The sequence below is a fragment of the Thiohalocapsa marina genome (genome assembly GCF_008632335.1).
GTDB classification, from domain to species: domain Bacteria; phylum Pseudomonadota; class Gammaproteobacteria; order Chromatiales; family Chromatiaceae; genus Thiohalocapsa; species Thiohalocapsa marina.
Genome location: NZ_VWXX01000038.1, coordinates 1 through 13,988 on the forward strand (window position 1 = coordinate 1; position 13,988 = coordinate 13,988).

At 67.3% G+C, this 13,988-nt stretch carries 15 protein-coding genes and 1 tRNA gene; 13 read left to right on the top strand and 3 right to left on the bottom strand.

The genetic code is table 11. The features are described from left to right. The first annotated feature begins 108 nt into the window (after nt 1–108). A complete protein-coding gene (locus F2Q65_RS20245) occupies nt 109–240 on the top strand; it encodes a hypothetical protein (protein ID WP_281291053.1) in 132 nt (43 codons plus the stop codon). A gap of 265 nt (nt 241–505) precedes the next feature. Here F2Q65_RS20245 and F2Q65_RS16720 read toward each other — a convergent pair. Beyond that, a tRNA-Asn gene (locus F2Q65_RS16720) sits at nt 506–581 on the bottom strand. Between the two features lie 58 nt (nt 582–639). Next, nucleotides 640–1,443 (bottom strand): CDP-diacylglycerol--serine O-phosphatidyltransferase, encoded by an 804-nt coding sequence (pssA, locus tag F2Q65_RS16725; protein ID WP_150094551.1) that lies wholly within the window; start codon nt 1,441–1,443, stop codon nt 640–642. A 244-nt stretch (nt 1,444–1,687) separates the two neighbouring features. On the opposite strand from pssA, the gene hoxE reads away from it, so the two are divergent. The 7 genes from hoxE to F2Q65_RS16760 all read left to right on the top strand — a co-directional run bounded on the left by hoxE (nt 1,688) and on the right by F2Q65_RS16760 (nt 7,833). Further along, nucleotides 1,688–2,182 carry a bidirectional hydrogenase complex protein HoxE gene (gene hoxE / locus F2Q65_RS16730; RefSeq protein ID WP_150094552.1) on the top strand — a complete coding sequence of 165 codons (495 nt, stop codon included), beginning with the start codon at nt 1,688–1,690 and terminating at the stop codon, nt 2,180–2,182. After that, a complete protein-coding gene (gene nuoF / locus F2Q65_RS16735; protein WP_150094553.1) occupies nt 2,179–3,819 on the top strand; it encodes an NADH-quinone oxidoreductase subunit NuoF in 1,641 nt (546 codons plus the stop codon). The genes hoxE and nuoF overlap by 4 nt, the downstream gene beginning before the upstream one ends. 26 nt (nt 3,820–3,845) lie before the next feature. Beyond that, complete coding sequence (gene hoxU, locus F2Q65_RS16740) at nt 3,846–4,577, top strand: bidirectional hydrogenase complex protein HoxU (protein WP_150094554.1); 732 nt, start codon at nt 3,846–3,848, stop codon at nt 4,575–4,577. Then, on the top strand, nt 4,574–5,218 hold the full coding sequence (locus tag F2Q65_RS16745) for an NADH-quinone oxidoreductase subunit B family protein (protein WP_281291054.1): 645 nt from the start codon (nt 4,574–4,576) through the stop codon (nt 5,216–5,218). Before hoxU ends, F2Q65_RS16745 begins: the two co-directional genes overlap by 4 nt. 18 nt (nt 5,219–5,236) lie before the next feature. After that, nucleotides 5,237–5,788, top strand: coding sequence for a hypothetical protein (locus F2Q65_RS16750; protein ID WP_150094555.1), 552 nt, complete (start codon nt 5,237–5,239; stop codon nt 5,786–5,788). 71 nt (nt 5,789–5,859) lie between these two features. Continuing rightward, on the top strand, nt 5,860–7,290 hold the full coding sequence (locus tag F2Q65_RS16755; protein ID WP_150094556.1) for a Ni/Fe hydrogenase subunit alpha: 1,431 nt from the start codon (nt 5,860–5,862) through the stop codon (nt 7,288–7,290). 72 nt (nt 7,291–7,362) lie between these two features. Beyond that, a complete protein-coding gene (locus tag F2Q65_RS16760; RefSeq protein ID WP_150094557.1) occupies nt 7,363–7,833 on the top strand; it encodes a hydrogenase maturation protease in 471 nt (156 codons plus the stop codon). Nucleotides 7,834–8,093: 260 nt separating this feature from the next. Here the strand turns inward: F2Q65_RS16760 and F2Q65_RS16765 are convergent, their stop codons facing one another. After that, the gene (locus tag F2Q65_RS16765) at nt 8,094–8,534 is read right to left on the bottom strand and encodes a hypothetical protein (protein ID WP_150094558.1); all 441 of its coding nucleotides are present in this window, start codon (nt 8,532–8,534) and stop codon (nt 8,094–8,096) included. A gap of 204 nt (nt 8,535–8,738) precedes the next feature. Between F2Q65_RS16765 and F2Q65_RS16770 the strand changes: the two genes are divergently transcribed. From F2Q65_RS16770 to F2Q65_RS16790, 5 genes are all read left to right on the top strand, one after another. After that, a complete protein-coding gene (locus F2Q65_RS16770; protein WP_246156301.1) occupies nt 8,739–10,376 on the top strand; it encodes a TonB-dependent receptor in 1,638 nt (545 codons plus the stop codon). Nucleotides 10,377–10,387: 11 nt separating this feature from the next. Beyond that, nucleotides 10,388–11,275: a metal ABC transporter substrate-binding protein gene (locus F2Q65_RS16775; protein WP_150094559.1), complete on the top strand. Its 888-nt coding sequence runs from the start codon at nt 10,388–10,390 to the stop codon at nt 11,273–11,275. After that, entirely contained in the window at nt 11,259–11,894 is a 636-nt protein-coding gene (locus tag F2Q65_RS16780) for an ATP-binding cassette domain-containing protein (RefSeq protein ID WP_150094560.1), read from the top strand. The genes F2Q65_RS16775 and F2Q65_RS16780 overlap by 17 nt, the downstream gene beginning before the upstream one ends. A 31-nt stretch (nt 11,895–11,925) precedes the next feature. Further along, nucleotides 11,926–12,732 (top strand): metal ABC transporter permease, encoded by an 807-nt coding sequence (locus tag F2Q65_RS16785; RefSeq protein ID WP_150094561.1) that lies wholly within the window; start codon nt 11,926–11,928, stop codon nt 12,730–12,732. A gap of 76 nt (nt 12,733–12,808) precedes the next feature. Next, nucleotides 12,809–13,981, top strand: coding sequence for a PQQ-dependent sugar dehydrogenase (locus F2Q65_RS16790; RefSeq protein ID WP_246156302.1), 1,173 nt, complete (start codon nt 12,809–12,811; stop codon nt 13,979–13,981). Nucleotides 13,982–13,988: the final 7 nt, after the last annotated feature.

Sequence of the window (13,988 nt, forward strand, 5' to 3'; positions counted from 1 at the left end):
TAGCAAAGAACCACCAGATTTCGGCCCCAGCCTGAGTGGGTTGGGTGTCGGCTGGCGGGGGTCTCGATCGCAGGGATGCGATCGTGAAGCCTACAGGGATGTATTCACTTGGAGCGCAGCACGCGGCCGCACAGCCTGGCCTTGCCGCTGATTCTGGTCTTCGCGCTAGCGACGCCAGTGGGGGTCGTGATTGGTGGCGACTTCGTCCAGCTGCTCAGCGCCCAGGTCCATCATCTCTGACCGCCCGGTCGCCGTCCGGCACGGACACCTCAGCCGGCCCAGATCCCGCCGAAAACCTCGCGGTGCGCGTACCCATTGCAGGTTGGCACATTACGTACACCGTAGCCACAACCAGGTCTTGGCGATGGGCCTGCTAATGCCGGGGCGGCAAAGTTAAATACACTGTCACTACAACCAGCCGGGGGAAGTTTGTTCCCGTGGTGACGGAGTGGCGACCAGACGAAAAACGGCTTAGTCCCGGATGAGACTAAGCCGTTTATCTTGTTGGCTCCCCGAACTGGACTCGAACCAGTGACCCACTGATTAACAGTCAGTTGCTCTACCAACTGAGCTATCGGGGAAGAACTTAAGCCGCGAATTCTAGTGCTGATTTACCGGGGTGTCAAGCACTGATTTGCATCAGGACTTGCGCTGGCTGCGGCGCTGGCGTCGGCTGAACAGCGTCAGCACGGGCCCGGACAGGGCATAGGTCAGGATCATCAGGAACAGGATGATGGGCGGGTCCAGCACCACCAGGGCGATGCCGAGCATGACCAGCACGATCACCATGAATGGCACCCGGCCGTGCAGGTCAAGCGCCTTGAAGCTGTGGTAGCGGAAGTTGCTCACCATCAGCAGGCCGGCGCCGGCGGTGAGCCCGGCCACCAGCCAGCTGACGCTGGCGCCGTCGATGCCGTTGTCGGCGCCGATCCAGACCGCGGCGGCGACGATGGCCGCGGCAGAGGGGCTGGCAAGCCCCTGGAAGTAGCGCTTGTCGGCAATACCCAGCTGGGCGTTGAAGCGCGCCAGCCGCAGTGCCGCGGCCGCGGTGTAGACGAAGGCCACCAGCCAGCCCAGCTTGCCGAGTCCTTCGAGGCTCCAGTGATGGGCAACCAGCGCCGGCGCAACGCCGAATGCCACCATGTCGGACAGGCTGTCGTACTCCGCGCCGAAGTTGGTCTGGGTGTTGGTCATGCGCGCGATGCGGCCGTCGAATCCGTCCAGGATCATGGCCACGAAGATGCCGATGGCCGCCTCTTCGAAGCGACCGGCGGTGGCCGAGAGGATGGCGTAGAAGCCGCAGAACAGTGCGGCGGTGGTGAACAGGTTGGGCAACAGGTAAATGCCGCGTCGCTGCGCGACCTGGCGACCGTTGGTCTCGGCGTCGTCCGGACGGCAGTCGTCCGTCGTCACTGATGCCGGTGTGTCTGCTTTGTGCTCCATGGACGGCTCGCTCGGCGCTGCGACCGTTCCGGTCGCGGATGCAGCTCAGTATAGCGCCTCCCGTCAGCGCCGAAAAAGCGTCCAGACCGGTGCATGGCCATGGCTGCAGAAGCAATCCTGCACCTTCCTGCGGCATGGCGCGGGCGTCATGAAAGTTTATTTTGACAATTCGCATTGCCCATGTTTTCAATAGTGGAAAAGACGTCGCACCGGCAGACAGCGACGACGACCAAAGGGGCCCCAGATGCAGCGACAACGACCCGATCTGCCCAGTGCCGACAAGCGCTGGAAGCTGGTCAATGCCACCATGCGCCGCAACGGCTACGCTGAGCACGCGCTCATCGAGGCCCTGCACAGCGTTCAGGACGCCTTCGGCTACCTGGACGAGGAGGCCATGACCTTCGTGGCCGATTCCCTTGACCTGCCCCTGAGCAAGGTCTACGGGGTCGCGACCTTCTACCACCTGTTCGCGCTCAAGCCCAAGGGCCGACATGCCTGCGTGGTCTGCACCGGCACGGCTTGCTATATCAAGGGGGCCGGCGCGCTGATCGAGGGCATCGAGCAGCGCTTCGGCGTCGCGCCGGGCGAGACCACCGCCGACAAGGCCCTGTCGGTCATGTCGGCGCGCTGTGTCGGTGCCTGCGGCCTGGCCCCGGCGGTGGTGCTGGACGGCACGGTCATCGGCAAGCTCGGCACCGAGCAGCTCGTCGCGCGCCTCGAGCAGGAGATCGCGGAATGAATCTGGACGACCTGGACGACCTGGCCGATAAATACCGCCAGGAGGCTGCCGATGCAGAGGTCGAGGTGCGTGTCTGCATGGCCGCGAGCTGCCAGTCCTCGGGTGCCCAGCCGGTGTACGACGCCCTGACGGCGGCCGGCGAGGCGACAGCCGATGCACCTGGCCGCAAGTGCCGCATCAAGGGCGTCGGCTGCATGGGGCTCTGCTCAGCCGGCCCCCTTGTCGCCGTCGCCGGGCCTGAAGACGGCCTGAACGAATCCGTCATCTACCGTGACGTGACCCCGGACGACGCCGGCGAGATCCTGACCAGCGCCGTCGACCCCAAGGCATCGCCCGTCGCACGTCTGCACTGCCCGAGCGACCTGCCCTTCTTCGCCCGCCAGCAGCGGGTGGTGCTCGAGCACTCGGGCATCATCGACCCCAACAGTTTCCGCGGCTATGTGGTCGTCGGCGGCTACAGTGCCATGGTCCGGGCCCTGACCGAGATGACGCCCACCGACGTCATTGCCGAGATCACCACCAGCGGCCTGCGTGGGCGTGGCGGTGGCGGCTATCCCACCGGACTCAAGTGGTCGACGGTGGCGAAGACACCGGCGGAGCAAAAGTACGTCATCTGCAACGCCGACGAGGGCGATCCGGGCGCCTTCATGGACCGGGCCATCCTGGAGTCCGACCCCCATCGGGTGCTGGAGGGCATGGCCATCGCCGCCTATGCCATCGGCGCCAACAAGGGCTTTGTCTATGTGCGCGCCGAGTATCCCCTGGCGGTGGAGCGCCTGAAGACGGCGATCCGCAAGGCCAAGCGCTCGGGCTTTCTCGGCAACCACATCTGCGACACCGAGTTCAATTTCGATATCGAGATCCGCCTCGGCGCCGGCGCCTTCGTCTGTGGCGAGGAGACCGCCCTGATGGCCTCCATCGAAGGCGGTCGCGGCCAGCCGCGCCCGCGTCCGCCCTATCCCGCCGAGTCCGGACTCTGGGGCCATCCGACGCTGATCAACAATGTCGAGACCTTCGCCAACATCGCGCCCATCATCCGCGAGGGCGGCGACTGGTTTGCCGCCATGGGCACCGAGCGCTCCAAGGGCACCAAGGTCTTCGCGTTGGCTGGCACCATTGTCAACACGGGTCTGATCGAGGTGCCCATGGGCACCACGCTGCGCGACATCATCGAGGTGATCGGTGGCGGCATCCCGGGGGGCAAGGCCTTCAAGGCGGTGCAGACAGGCGGCCCCTCCGGCGGCTGCGTGCCCGAGGCGCATCTGGACGTTGCCGTGGACTACGACAGCCTCAAGACCCTGGGCACCATGATGGGCTCGGGCGGCATGATCGTCATGGACGAGACGGCGAGCATGGTGGACGTGGCGCGCTACTTCATGGAGTTCTGCATGAGCGAGTCCTGCGGCAAGTGCGTTCCCTGCCGCACCGGCACCTGGCAGATGCACAGCCTGCTGGACCGGATCGCCAGGTCCCGCGCCAGCCGCTCTGACCTGACCCTGCTGGAAGAGCTCTGCGAGGTGGTTCAGGCCACCAGCCTCTGCGGCCTGGGCCAGACCGCGCCGAATCCGGTCCTGAGCACGCTGCGCTACTTCCGCGACGAATACGAGCAGAAGCTCACCACACCCTCTGGCCACTGAACGGCAACCAGGCCCCGGAGCACCCGATGCCCCTACCCGCCCCACAAGCCAATGTCCGCGTTGTCACGCTGAAGATCGACGGGCTCGATCTCTCAGCGCGCGAGGACGAGACCCTCATCGAGGTCTGCCGCGAGAACAAGATCCCCATCCCCAGCCTGTGCTGGATGGAGGGCCTGTCCATCGTCGGCGCCTGCCGGCTGTGCATGGTGGAGGTGAGCGGCAGCAACCGCCTGGTCGCCGCTTGCTCCACGCGCGTCGCCGAGGGCATGGAGGTGCAGACCAATACCGAGCAGCTGCAGCGCTATCGGCGCACCCTGGTGGAGTTGCTTTTCGCCGAGCGCAATCACGTCTGCTCGGTCTGCGTCTCCAACGGCCATTGCGAGCTGCAATGGCTGGCTCAGACATGCGGCGTCGACCATGTGCGCATGCCCTATCGCAACGCCGGCTACGAGGTGGACAGCTCCCACGAGATGTTCCGCGTCGATCACAACCGCTGCGTGCTCTGCACCCGCTGCGTGCGCGTCTGCGACGAGATCGAGGGCGCTCACACCTGGGACGTCATGGGGCGCGGCAGCGACTGCAAGGTCATCACCGACCTGGCCCGCCCCTGGGGCGACAGCAGCACCTGCACCAGCTGCGGCAAGTGCGTGCAGGTCTGTCCCACCGGCGCCCTGGTGAAGCAGGGCACATCGGTGGGCGAGATGGTCAAAGACCAACAGTTCCTGCCGATCCTGGCCCGACGGAGGCATCTGCGATGAACACCCCCGCGACAGCATCGATGAGCCACCCGGCCGCCGGGACAGGCGCGGAGCCAGCATCGGAGTCGGCAGCGGAATCCGCACAGGCACCGACGTCGGGATCGCCACCGCGCAAGGTGACCATCGCCACCGCCTGGCTCGATGGCTGCTCGGGCTGCCACATGTCGTTTCTGGACATGGACGAGCGGCTCATCGCCCTGGCCGATTGCATCGACATGGTCTACAGCCCGCTGGTGGACAGCAAGACGCTACCGGATCAGGTGGACGTCGGCATCCTCGAGGGCTCCATCAGCAACGAAGAAGACTTGCACAAGGCGCGCGAATTCCGCCAGCGCTGCACGCTGCTGGTGAGCCTGGGGGATTGCGCTGTGAACGGCAATGTCCCGGCCATGCGCAATCCATTCAAGCTCGACGCCGTGATCGAGCGCGCCTATCGAGACAACGTCGAGGTGAACCCGCAGATCCCCACCGAGGGCGTGCCGCGACTGCTGCCCGTGGTACAACCCATCCATGGCGTGGTCAAGGTCGACATCTTCGTGCCGGGCTGCCCGCCACGCGCCGATGCCATCCACTATGTGCTGAGCGAGCTCATCGCCGGGCGCACGCCGGACCCGAGCCAGGTGACGCGCTTCGGCGCCTGAGGAGTCGCCTTCGCCATCATGCTCAGTCCAACCCGCCCATTGCCTTGCCGATGTGCTGCCCGCCACCGCGCCGCCGCCCTCGCCGGGCTGCTCGGCGGTGGTCTGGCCATCGCGCCGGCAACACTGCCGGCCCAGCCCACCGACGAGCGCCTGTCCGAGCTAGAGAGGCAGGTCAGTGCACTCGCCCAGCGCGTGATGGCGCTCGAGAACGACCGCGGCGCCACCACCCTGCCGCCCACGGACGGTATCGTCTGGCAGGTCGGCGACGCCCTCGGTAACGGTGTGCTCAAGATCGCGTACAAGCAATTCGATCCGACCAGCGGGCGTCTGGAGATGCTGCTACAGATCACTGCGCCGCTGCAGGAACCGGAACGCTGGACCGCCGTCGGCGCAGAGGTCCCGCTCACGGCGACGCTGCGCAGCGCCGACGGTAGCGAGATCAGCCAGGCCTTTCGGCTGGCCCGCGGTGGCAGCACGGAACCGGGGGCGCACCTGCATCTCATCGCAGAGATCGACCCGGCGCGGGCGGCCGCGGCCCGCCAAGTCATCCTCGGCGCCCCCGGCAACTGAGGCCAGCAACAGACGGTCATTGGCCCCGCTTACGCCGTCAAGATGTCACATCACCCCACCGGATACCAGACATGAGCCGCACCATCAGCATCGAACCGGTCACCCGCATCGAGGGCCATGCGCGCATCACGCTGCAGCTGGCCGATACCGGCGAGGTGGAAGACGCCAAGTTCCATCTGACCCAATTCCGCGGCTTCGAGAAGTTCTGCGAAGGCCGCCCCTACCGCGAGATGCCCGCCCTCACGGCGCGCACCTGCGGCATCTGCCCGGTCAGCCACCTGCTCGCGTCGAACAAGGCCTGCGACGACCTGCTGGCCGTCACCATCCCGCCGACGGCTGAGAAGCTCCGGCGCATCATGAACCTGGCCCAGCTGGTGCAGTCGCACGCCCTGAGCTTCTTCCACCTGTCCTCGCCGGACCTGCTGCTGGGCTGGGACTCGGACCCGGCCCGGCGCAACATCTTCGGCGTCATGGCGCAGGATCCGCAGCTGGCCCGAAACGGCATCCGCCTGCGCCAGATCGGCCAGACCATCATCGAGATGCTGGGCGGCAAGAAGATCCACCCCACCTGGGTCGTGCCCGGCGGTGTCAACGAGGCACTATCGGAGGACAAGCGCAGCGCCATGCTCGCGATGCTGCCCGAGGGGCTGCAGATCGCCAAGGACACCTACGCCTTCTTCAAGACTCTGGTACCCAAGTTCAAGGACGAGGCCGAGCACTTCGGCACCATGCCGACCCTGTTCCTGAGCCTGGTCTCGCGCGAGGGCAACCTGGAGCATTACGACGGCTTCCTGCGCGTCAAGGACGCCCAGGGCCGCATCGTCGAGGACGAGGTGCCGCCGAGCGACTATGAGCGCATCATCGGCGAGGCCGTCGAGGACTTCTCCTACATGAAGTTCCCCTACTACAAGCCGCTGGGCTATCCTCGGGGCATCTATCGGGTCGGCCCCCTGGCCCGGCTCAACAACGCCGATGCCTGCGGCACCCCCTTCGCCGATGTCGCCCTGGCCGAGTTCCGCACCCTGCAGGAGGACTCCGGCCCCGTGGCCTCCAGCTTCCACTACCACTATGCGCGGCTGGTGGAGATCATCTTCGCGCTGGAGAGCATGCAGCGGCTACTCAAGGACCCCAAGATCCTCGACACCCGCGTGCGCGCCCGTGCCCGCGGCAACCGCAGCGAGGGCATCGGTGTCTCCGAGGCGCCGCGCGGCACCCTGATGCACCACTACAAGATCGACGAGCACGGCCTCATCACCTGGGTGGACCTCATCATCGCCACCGGCCACAACAACCTGGCCATGAACCGCAGCATCAGGCAGGTGGCCGACGCCTACGTCGACGGCAACGACATCAAGGAAGGGATGCTCAACCGCGTCGAGGCCGTGATCCGCTGCTACGATCCCTGCCTGTCCTGCGCCTCCCACGCCTTCGGCCAGATGCCCATGGTCATCGAGGTCAAGGACGCCGCCGGGCAGGTCGTCAAGCGCCTGGCGCGGGATTGAACCGACGGACTCCCGGCCGGATTCCGCCCAGACGCACCCCGGACTTATGCCATACGCATCACGCACCCAGCCATGACCAGCCGACGCGCACTGATCATCGGCTATGGCAGCCCGATCCGCGGCGATGACGCCATCGGTCCCCTGGCGGCCGACCGACTGGCATCACTGAAGGAGGCGGGACGCCTGCCGGACAGCGTCGACATCCAGTCCCGCCACATCCTCACGGCCGAGCTGGTGGAGGACATGCAGGGTGCGGACCTGGCGCTGTTTCTCGATGCCTCCGCCGACACCGCCCCCGGCGAGGTTCGCTGCAGGCCCCTAACACCGGACGCCACGGCACTGTCCACCATGGCCCACTTTCACGACCCCCGCGAGCTGCTCGCCTGGTGCCAGGCCCTCTACGGCAAGGCGCCCGAGGCTTGGCTCATCTCCGCCGGGGGGGCCGAGTGGGGCTACGCCAGCTACCAGCTCAGCGCGACCGCCCAGGCCGCACTGGAGCCGATGATCGGACAGGTCCTGGAAAAGATCGGCGTCACCACTTAGGGACAGGAGGTCCCGCGTGCTGATTGCTGGCCTGGATCCTATCAGGGAGGCCAATCAATCAGCAGCTTGGTCTAGCAAAGAACCACCAGATTTCGGCCCCAGCCTGAGTGGGTTGGGTGTCGGCTGGCGGGGGTCTCGATCGCAGGGATGCGATCGAGAAGCCTACAGGGATGTATTCACGGCGTGCCCCGTTGGCCGACACCCAACCCGCGAAAACCGAAATCGCGTCTGCAACAGGTATAACCCCCACCGGACGAGACTCAAGGCGCGAAGATCTGCATGAAGGGATTGTCCGCCCGCCGCTCGATCCTGATGTAGGCATGTTTCGCCGCGCTATGGCACCGGTTGCAACCCTCCACCAGGTCATCGAAGGCCTTGCTGGCCTGGCTGCCGTCGGCGGACTTGATGGCGGCCTCCAGGGTCTCGAAACGCGGCACCAGGTACTCCTGCGCGAGCTGCGCGATATGGATGTCGTCGAACAGCTCGATCTCCAGCAGGCCATCGATCTGCTCCTCGACCTCGTGGGCGTAGAACGCCTGCAGCGGCTGATTTCCGGTGTCGATCGACAAGGCCAGCTTGTGCGCGAAATACTGCATGCGGGTCATGTGGCCGATCAGGTCTTCCTCGTCATCCGCCACCGCCGTTGCGATGCCGTTTGCCATGAGCCCAACGAAAAGGGCTCCCATCAGAGTCTGTCGCATGTGATTCTCCGCGGTCGTTTCAGGTATGGACTGCGATATGCGTGCTGACGCGAAGATTGCCAGATCTGGCTCGATGACTCTCCGATTTGAGCTCCATAACGTTATGTCATAACATTCTGCGACGACATCGACAGCGCGGCGTTCTGGCGGCTGGCTCCGACAGCGGCCTCGACGGCGCGCATTTGACTCCCGGGAGCTTCTCTGATGCCCAAGACTGCCATGAGGCAAACCGTTGCCGCGACGCTGCTGACCCCGGCGCTGCTGGCACCCACGGCCGTGCATGCGGCCAGTGATGCCGAAATCGCCGAACTGCGCGCAATGCTGGCGAACATGCAGGCGCAGTACGAGACGCGAATCGGCGAACTGGAGCAACGCCTGGCCGTGGCAGAGCAGAAGGCCGCCAGAGCCGAGCGTGTCGCCGGACAGGCCGCAGGTGCGGGACCGTCTGCACGGTCCTCGACCACGGCACGCTCGGCCGCCGCGCCTGTGTCCAGGTCCATGACCGCAGCGGTGGTCCATTCCTCTGACACAGGTACTGCGGCTCAGACGGGCGGCGGTGTCTTCGGCGCCATGGGTGCCGGCAACGCCTTCAACCCGCAGATCTCGGCGATTCTTGACGGCAACTATTATCACGACGACCTGGACGGCGCGGGCTCGGCCCTGGTGAGCGAGGCGTTTCAGGCCAGCTCGGGCCAGGCCCACGACCATGCGGATGCCGATGGCGATGCTCACGACCATGGTCATGCCCACGGCACTGCGGACAACGGCTTCAACTTCCGTGAGGCCGAGCTGAGCTTCTCGGCGACGGTGGACCCCTACTTCGACGCCGCGCTCTATCTCGCCATCGACGGCGACGGCAATGTGGAACTGGAGGAAGGCTACTTTCAGACCCGCGCCCTGCCCCATGGTCTGCGCGTCAAGGGCGGCAAGTTCCTCAGCGACTTCGGCTACGCCAATCGCCAGCACCCCCATGAGTGGGACTTCGTCGATCAGAACCTGCCCTACCTGAACCTGCTCGGCGTGCATGGCCTGCAGGACACGGGCCTGCAGCTCACCTGGCTGCCGGAACTGCCGGTCTACACCCTGTTCGGTGTCGAGGCCCTGCAGGGCGACCAGGAGGTCTTCGGCGCCACGCTGAGCGAGACGGAACAGTCGGCACTGAACCTGGACAGCACCGAAGACGGACCGCGACTGATGACCGCCTTCGTCAAGGTCGCGCCAGAGATTGGCGAGCACCATGCGCTGCGGCTTGGCGCGTCTTACGCCTACAACAGACAGCAACAGCTGGTACTGGAGCATGTGCATGCCCATGACGACGGGGATGATGCCCATGACGAGGTACCCGCTCTGGAAGACGAGATCCACAGCACCGGGCTCGAGGGCGATGCCATTCTCTGGGGGCTGGATCTGGTGTACAAGTACGACGGCGCCGGCGCCCACGGCAAGGGCGACTTCAAGCTGCAGACCGAGTATCTACGCTCCAGCAAGGACCTGCGTATCCGCGCCAGCGCCCACCCGGAACAGATCGGTGGTTCCCGTCGCTTCGTCACCGACGGCCTCTACGCCCAGGCGCTGTACGGCTTTGCACCCCGTTGGACGGCCGGGCTGCGCTACGATGTGCTCGGACTCACCAACGAGGTCCGCGGCGGCAGCGGCGATGACTTCGGCTCGTCCGAACGCTGGACCGCGGATGTCACCTGGAGCCTGTCGGAGTTCTCGAAACTGCGCGCGCAATACGCCCACAACGACATCCTGGTGGCGGAGAACGAGCGCGAGCGCTTCGACGCCTTCTACCTGCAGTTCCTGATGAGCCTCGGCAGCCACGGGGCCCACGCCTTCTGAGGAATGACCTGATGCGACAGATCATCACGCTCCTGCTGGTGCTGGCCAGCGTCACCGCGCTGCCGGCACGGGCCCTGGACATCGTTGCCACCAGCCCGAGCATGGGCGCCCTGGTGCGCGCGGTTGCCGACGACCGGGCCACGCTGACCGTGCTGGCCGGCCCCAACCGCGACCTGCATGCCCTGCAGGTCAAGCCGAGCATGATCCTTGCGCTGCGCGGCGCGGACCTGGTGGTCGCCATCGGCGCCGAACTGGAGATCGGCTGGCTGCCGCCGGCCATCGCCAGCGCCGCCAATCCGGCAATCCTGCCCGGCAGCGCCGGCTATTTCGAGGCGGCGGCCCAGGTGCCCTTGCTGGATGCTGGCGGACCCGCCGACCGCGCGCTGGGCGATGTGCATCCCGGCGGCAATCCGCATGTGAACATGGACCCGGTGCGCATGGCGGACATCGCCGTGGCCCTGGCCGAACGCCTGGCGTTGCTGGACCCTGCCGGGGCACCGGACTACCGGCGCAACGCCGATGTATTTGCCGCCCAGGTCGCGGAACGTCTGCCCCTCTGGCAGGACCGGCTGGAGAACGCCCCCGGGGTGGTGCTCCATCACCGCGATGCGGTGTATCTGCTCACGCGCTTCGGCGTGCCCCTGCTCGGCACCATCGAGCCGACACCCGGCGTCCCCCCCACCGCCCGGCAGATCGCCGCACTCGCGGCGGCGTTGCAAGGCCGGCGCGGGGTCATCGTTTACGCTCCCTACCAGTCGCCGAAACCGGCGCGGCAACTGGCCCTCCGCCTGGACTGGCCAAGCCGGCAACTGACGCTGGAGCCGCCGATGGACGCCGACGGCGCGGGTTATCTGCACCACATCGAGCTCTGGGTCGACACCATTGCCGAAGCCCGCTGAATCGCCCGCGGCCGCCGACGCCGGGCCCCTGTTGCGGGTCCATGCGCTGCAGGCCGGTCATGCCCGGCCGGTGGTTGGGCCGCTGTCGTTTGAAATCGCACGCGGCGAAGTGGTCGGCCTGTGGGGGCGCAACGGCAGCGGCAAGTCCACCCTGCTGCAGGCCATCGGCCATGGGGCGCGCATCTTCGGCGGCCGCATCGAACGCGCCCCGGGCACCCGGGTGGCCTATCAGGAGCAACGCCCGGTGCGGCTGTCCGCGTCACCGCTCACCGGGCTCGACCTGCTGCGCGCCGCCGGCCCCGCGGCTGATGACCGCCCGGTGCACCGGCGCCAGCGCGGCCGACCGGCGCTGCCAACGCCCCTTGCTGCACTGCTGCGACAGCGGCTGGACCGGTTGAGCGGCGGCCAGTATCAGCTTCTGGGTGTCTGGGCCGCGCTGCAGGGCGCGGCCGATCTGGTGCTGCTGGACGAGCCCACCAACAACCTGGACCCGCACCACGAGACCCTGCTGGTCGACTTCCTAAAGGCCGATGCAGATCGGCGGGGCGTGTTGCTGGTGAGTCACGAGCGCGGCTTTCTCGACGCCTCCTGTTCCCGCATCCTGGAAATCGGGACCTGACCGCCGGTGATCAGCCTAGGACCGAAGAGCGATGGTCGCTGACTATCACCTGCTGGACCCGCTGTTCCGGCTGCCGTTGCTCGGCGGTCTGCTACTGGCCTGCACGCTGCCGCTGATCGGCAGCCTGCTGCTGTTGCGAGACGAATGGCTGGCGGCGCTGGGGTTTGCTCACCTGGCCGCCGCCGGCGCGCTGCTGGGACTCACCGCTGGACTGCCGGCGGTGCTCGGCGGCACCCTGGCGGCGCTGGCCGCCGGTGCTGCCAAGGCGCTGCTCGGCCTGCGCGGCAACGTCGCCTTTGCCTTCATGATCCTGGCCGGCTGGTCGGCCATGCTGCTCACCGCCGCCAACAGCGGCCTTGGCGACTCCATCGGGCATGCCATGATGCAGGGACAGCTGTACTTTGCCGGGCGGACCGAGCTGATCGCCGCCGCCGCGCTGGCCGTCGGCACCGCGCTCGCCCTGCCCTGGCTGATCCCGCGACTGCTGCGGGCGCGGCTGTTCCCGCGTTTCGAGGCAGCCAACCGGCTGCCCGCCTGGCGCTGGCATCTGGCATTCGATCTGCTTGGCGCCCTTGCGCTGGCCATCGGCACCGCCACCCTTGGGCTGATGGGGGCCTTCGCGCTGGCCTTCGTGCCCGCCTGGATCGCCTTCGCGCTGGCCCCCGGCTGGCGCTGGGCCCTGGCCCTGGCCCTGGGGCTCGGCGCAACAGGGTATCTCACTGCGTTCCAGCTCGCGCTGATGCTGGACCAGCCCTTCGGTCCGACACTGGTGGCGGTATTGCTGGCGTTCGCGCTGTTGCGCGCCGCGGCGGTGCTGACCGGCCGTCCCCGCCAGTGACCAGCGCGCCTCGCCCGCGCCATCGCCAGCAGGGCTATACTGACCAGACGCTTATCGGATCTCGCCGGAGGGTGCCGTGCCTGACCCAAGAACGTCCAGCCCCGCCGCCCTGCTCGCCTTCACGGCGCTGCTGCTGGGTCCCTGCTCGCCCCAGGCCGGCCCGCTGACGCCGAGCGGTGAGGCCCCGGCAGCCACCGGCTGGCGGGCCGAGCCGGTGGTGGACGGGCTCGCGCACCCCTGGGCCATCGCCTGGCTGCCGGACGGGTCGGCCTTGATTACCGAGCGCCCCGGCCGACTGCGACTGTTGCGCAACGGCCGGCTCGATCCAGCACCGATCACCGGCCTGCCGCCGGTCTGCACCGACTGCGGCCAGGGCGGCCTGCTGGATCTGGCGCCGCACCCCGATTTTGCGCAGAACCGGCTGCTCTACTGGACCTTCGCCGAGGGCACCGCCGATGCCAACCGCACGGCCCTGGCCCGCGGGCGCCTGGACGGCCGGCAGCTGCGGGACGTCGTCGTGCTGTTCCGCAACGCCGATGCCAAGTCCGGCGGCCAGCACTTCGGCTCACGCCTGCTCTGGCTGCCAGACCGCACCCTGCTGATGAGCATCGGTGATGGCGGCAATCCGCCCATCAGCCTGAACGGCGTGCCGATCCGTACCCTGGCGCAGGACCTCGGCAGCCATTTCGGCAAGGTGGTGCGGCTGACCGAAGACGGCCGCGCGCCCGCGGACAATCCGTTCGTCGATCACCCGGACGCGCGGCCGGAGATCTACAGCTATGGCCATCGCAACATCCAGGGGATGGTGCTGGACCCACAGACGGGCGAGGTCTGGGCCAACGAGCACGGCGCCCGCGGCGGCGACGAGCTGAACCGGATCGTCGCCGGCGGCAACTACGGCTGGCCCGAGGTGACCTACAGCATGGAGTACTGGGGACCGCCGGTGTCGGACGCACGCAGCCGGCCGGATGTGATCGATCCGGTGGTGGTCTGGACACCATCGAAGGCCCCCAGCGGGCTGGCCATCTACACCGGCACGGCGTTTCCCGCCTGGCAGGGGGACCTGTTCAGCGGTGCCCTCAAGTTCCGCCAGATCCGGCGGCTGCAGCGGCACCAGGGCGCCATCGCCGGCGAACAGACACTGGACATCGGACAGCGGGTGCGCGATGTCCGCCAGGCGCCCGACGGCGAGCTCCACGTGCTGACCGATGCGGCCCAGGGGCAGCTGCTGCGGATCGTGCCGGACTGAGGGAACC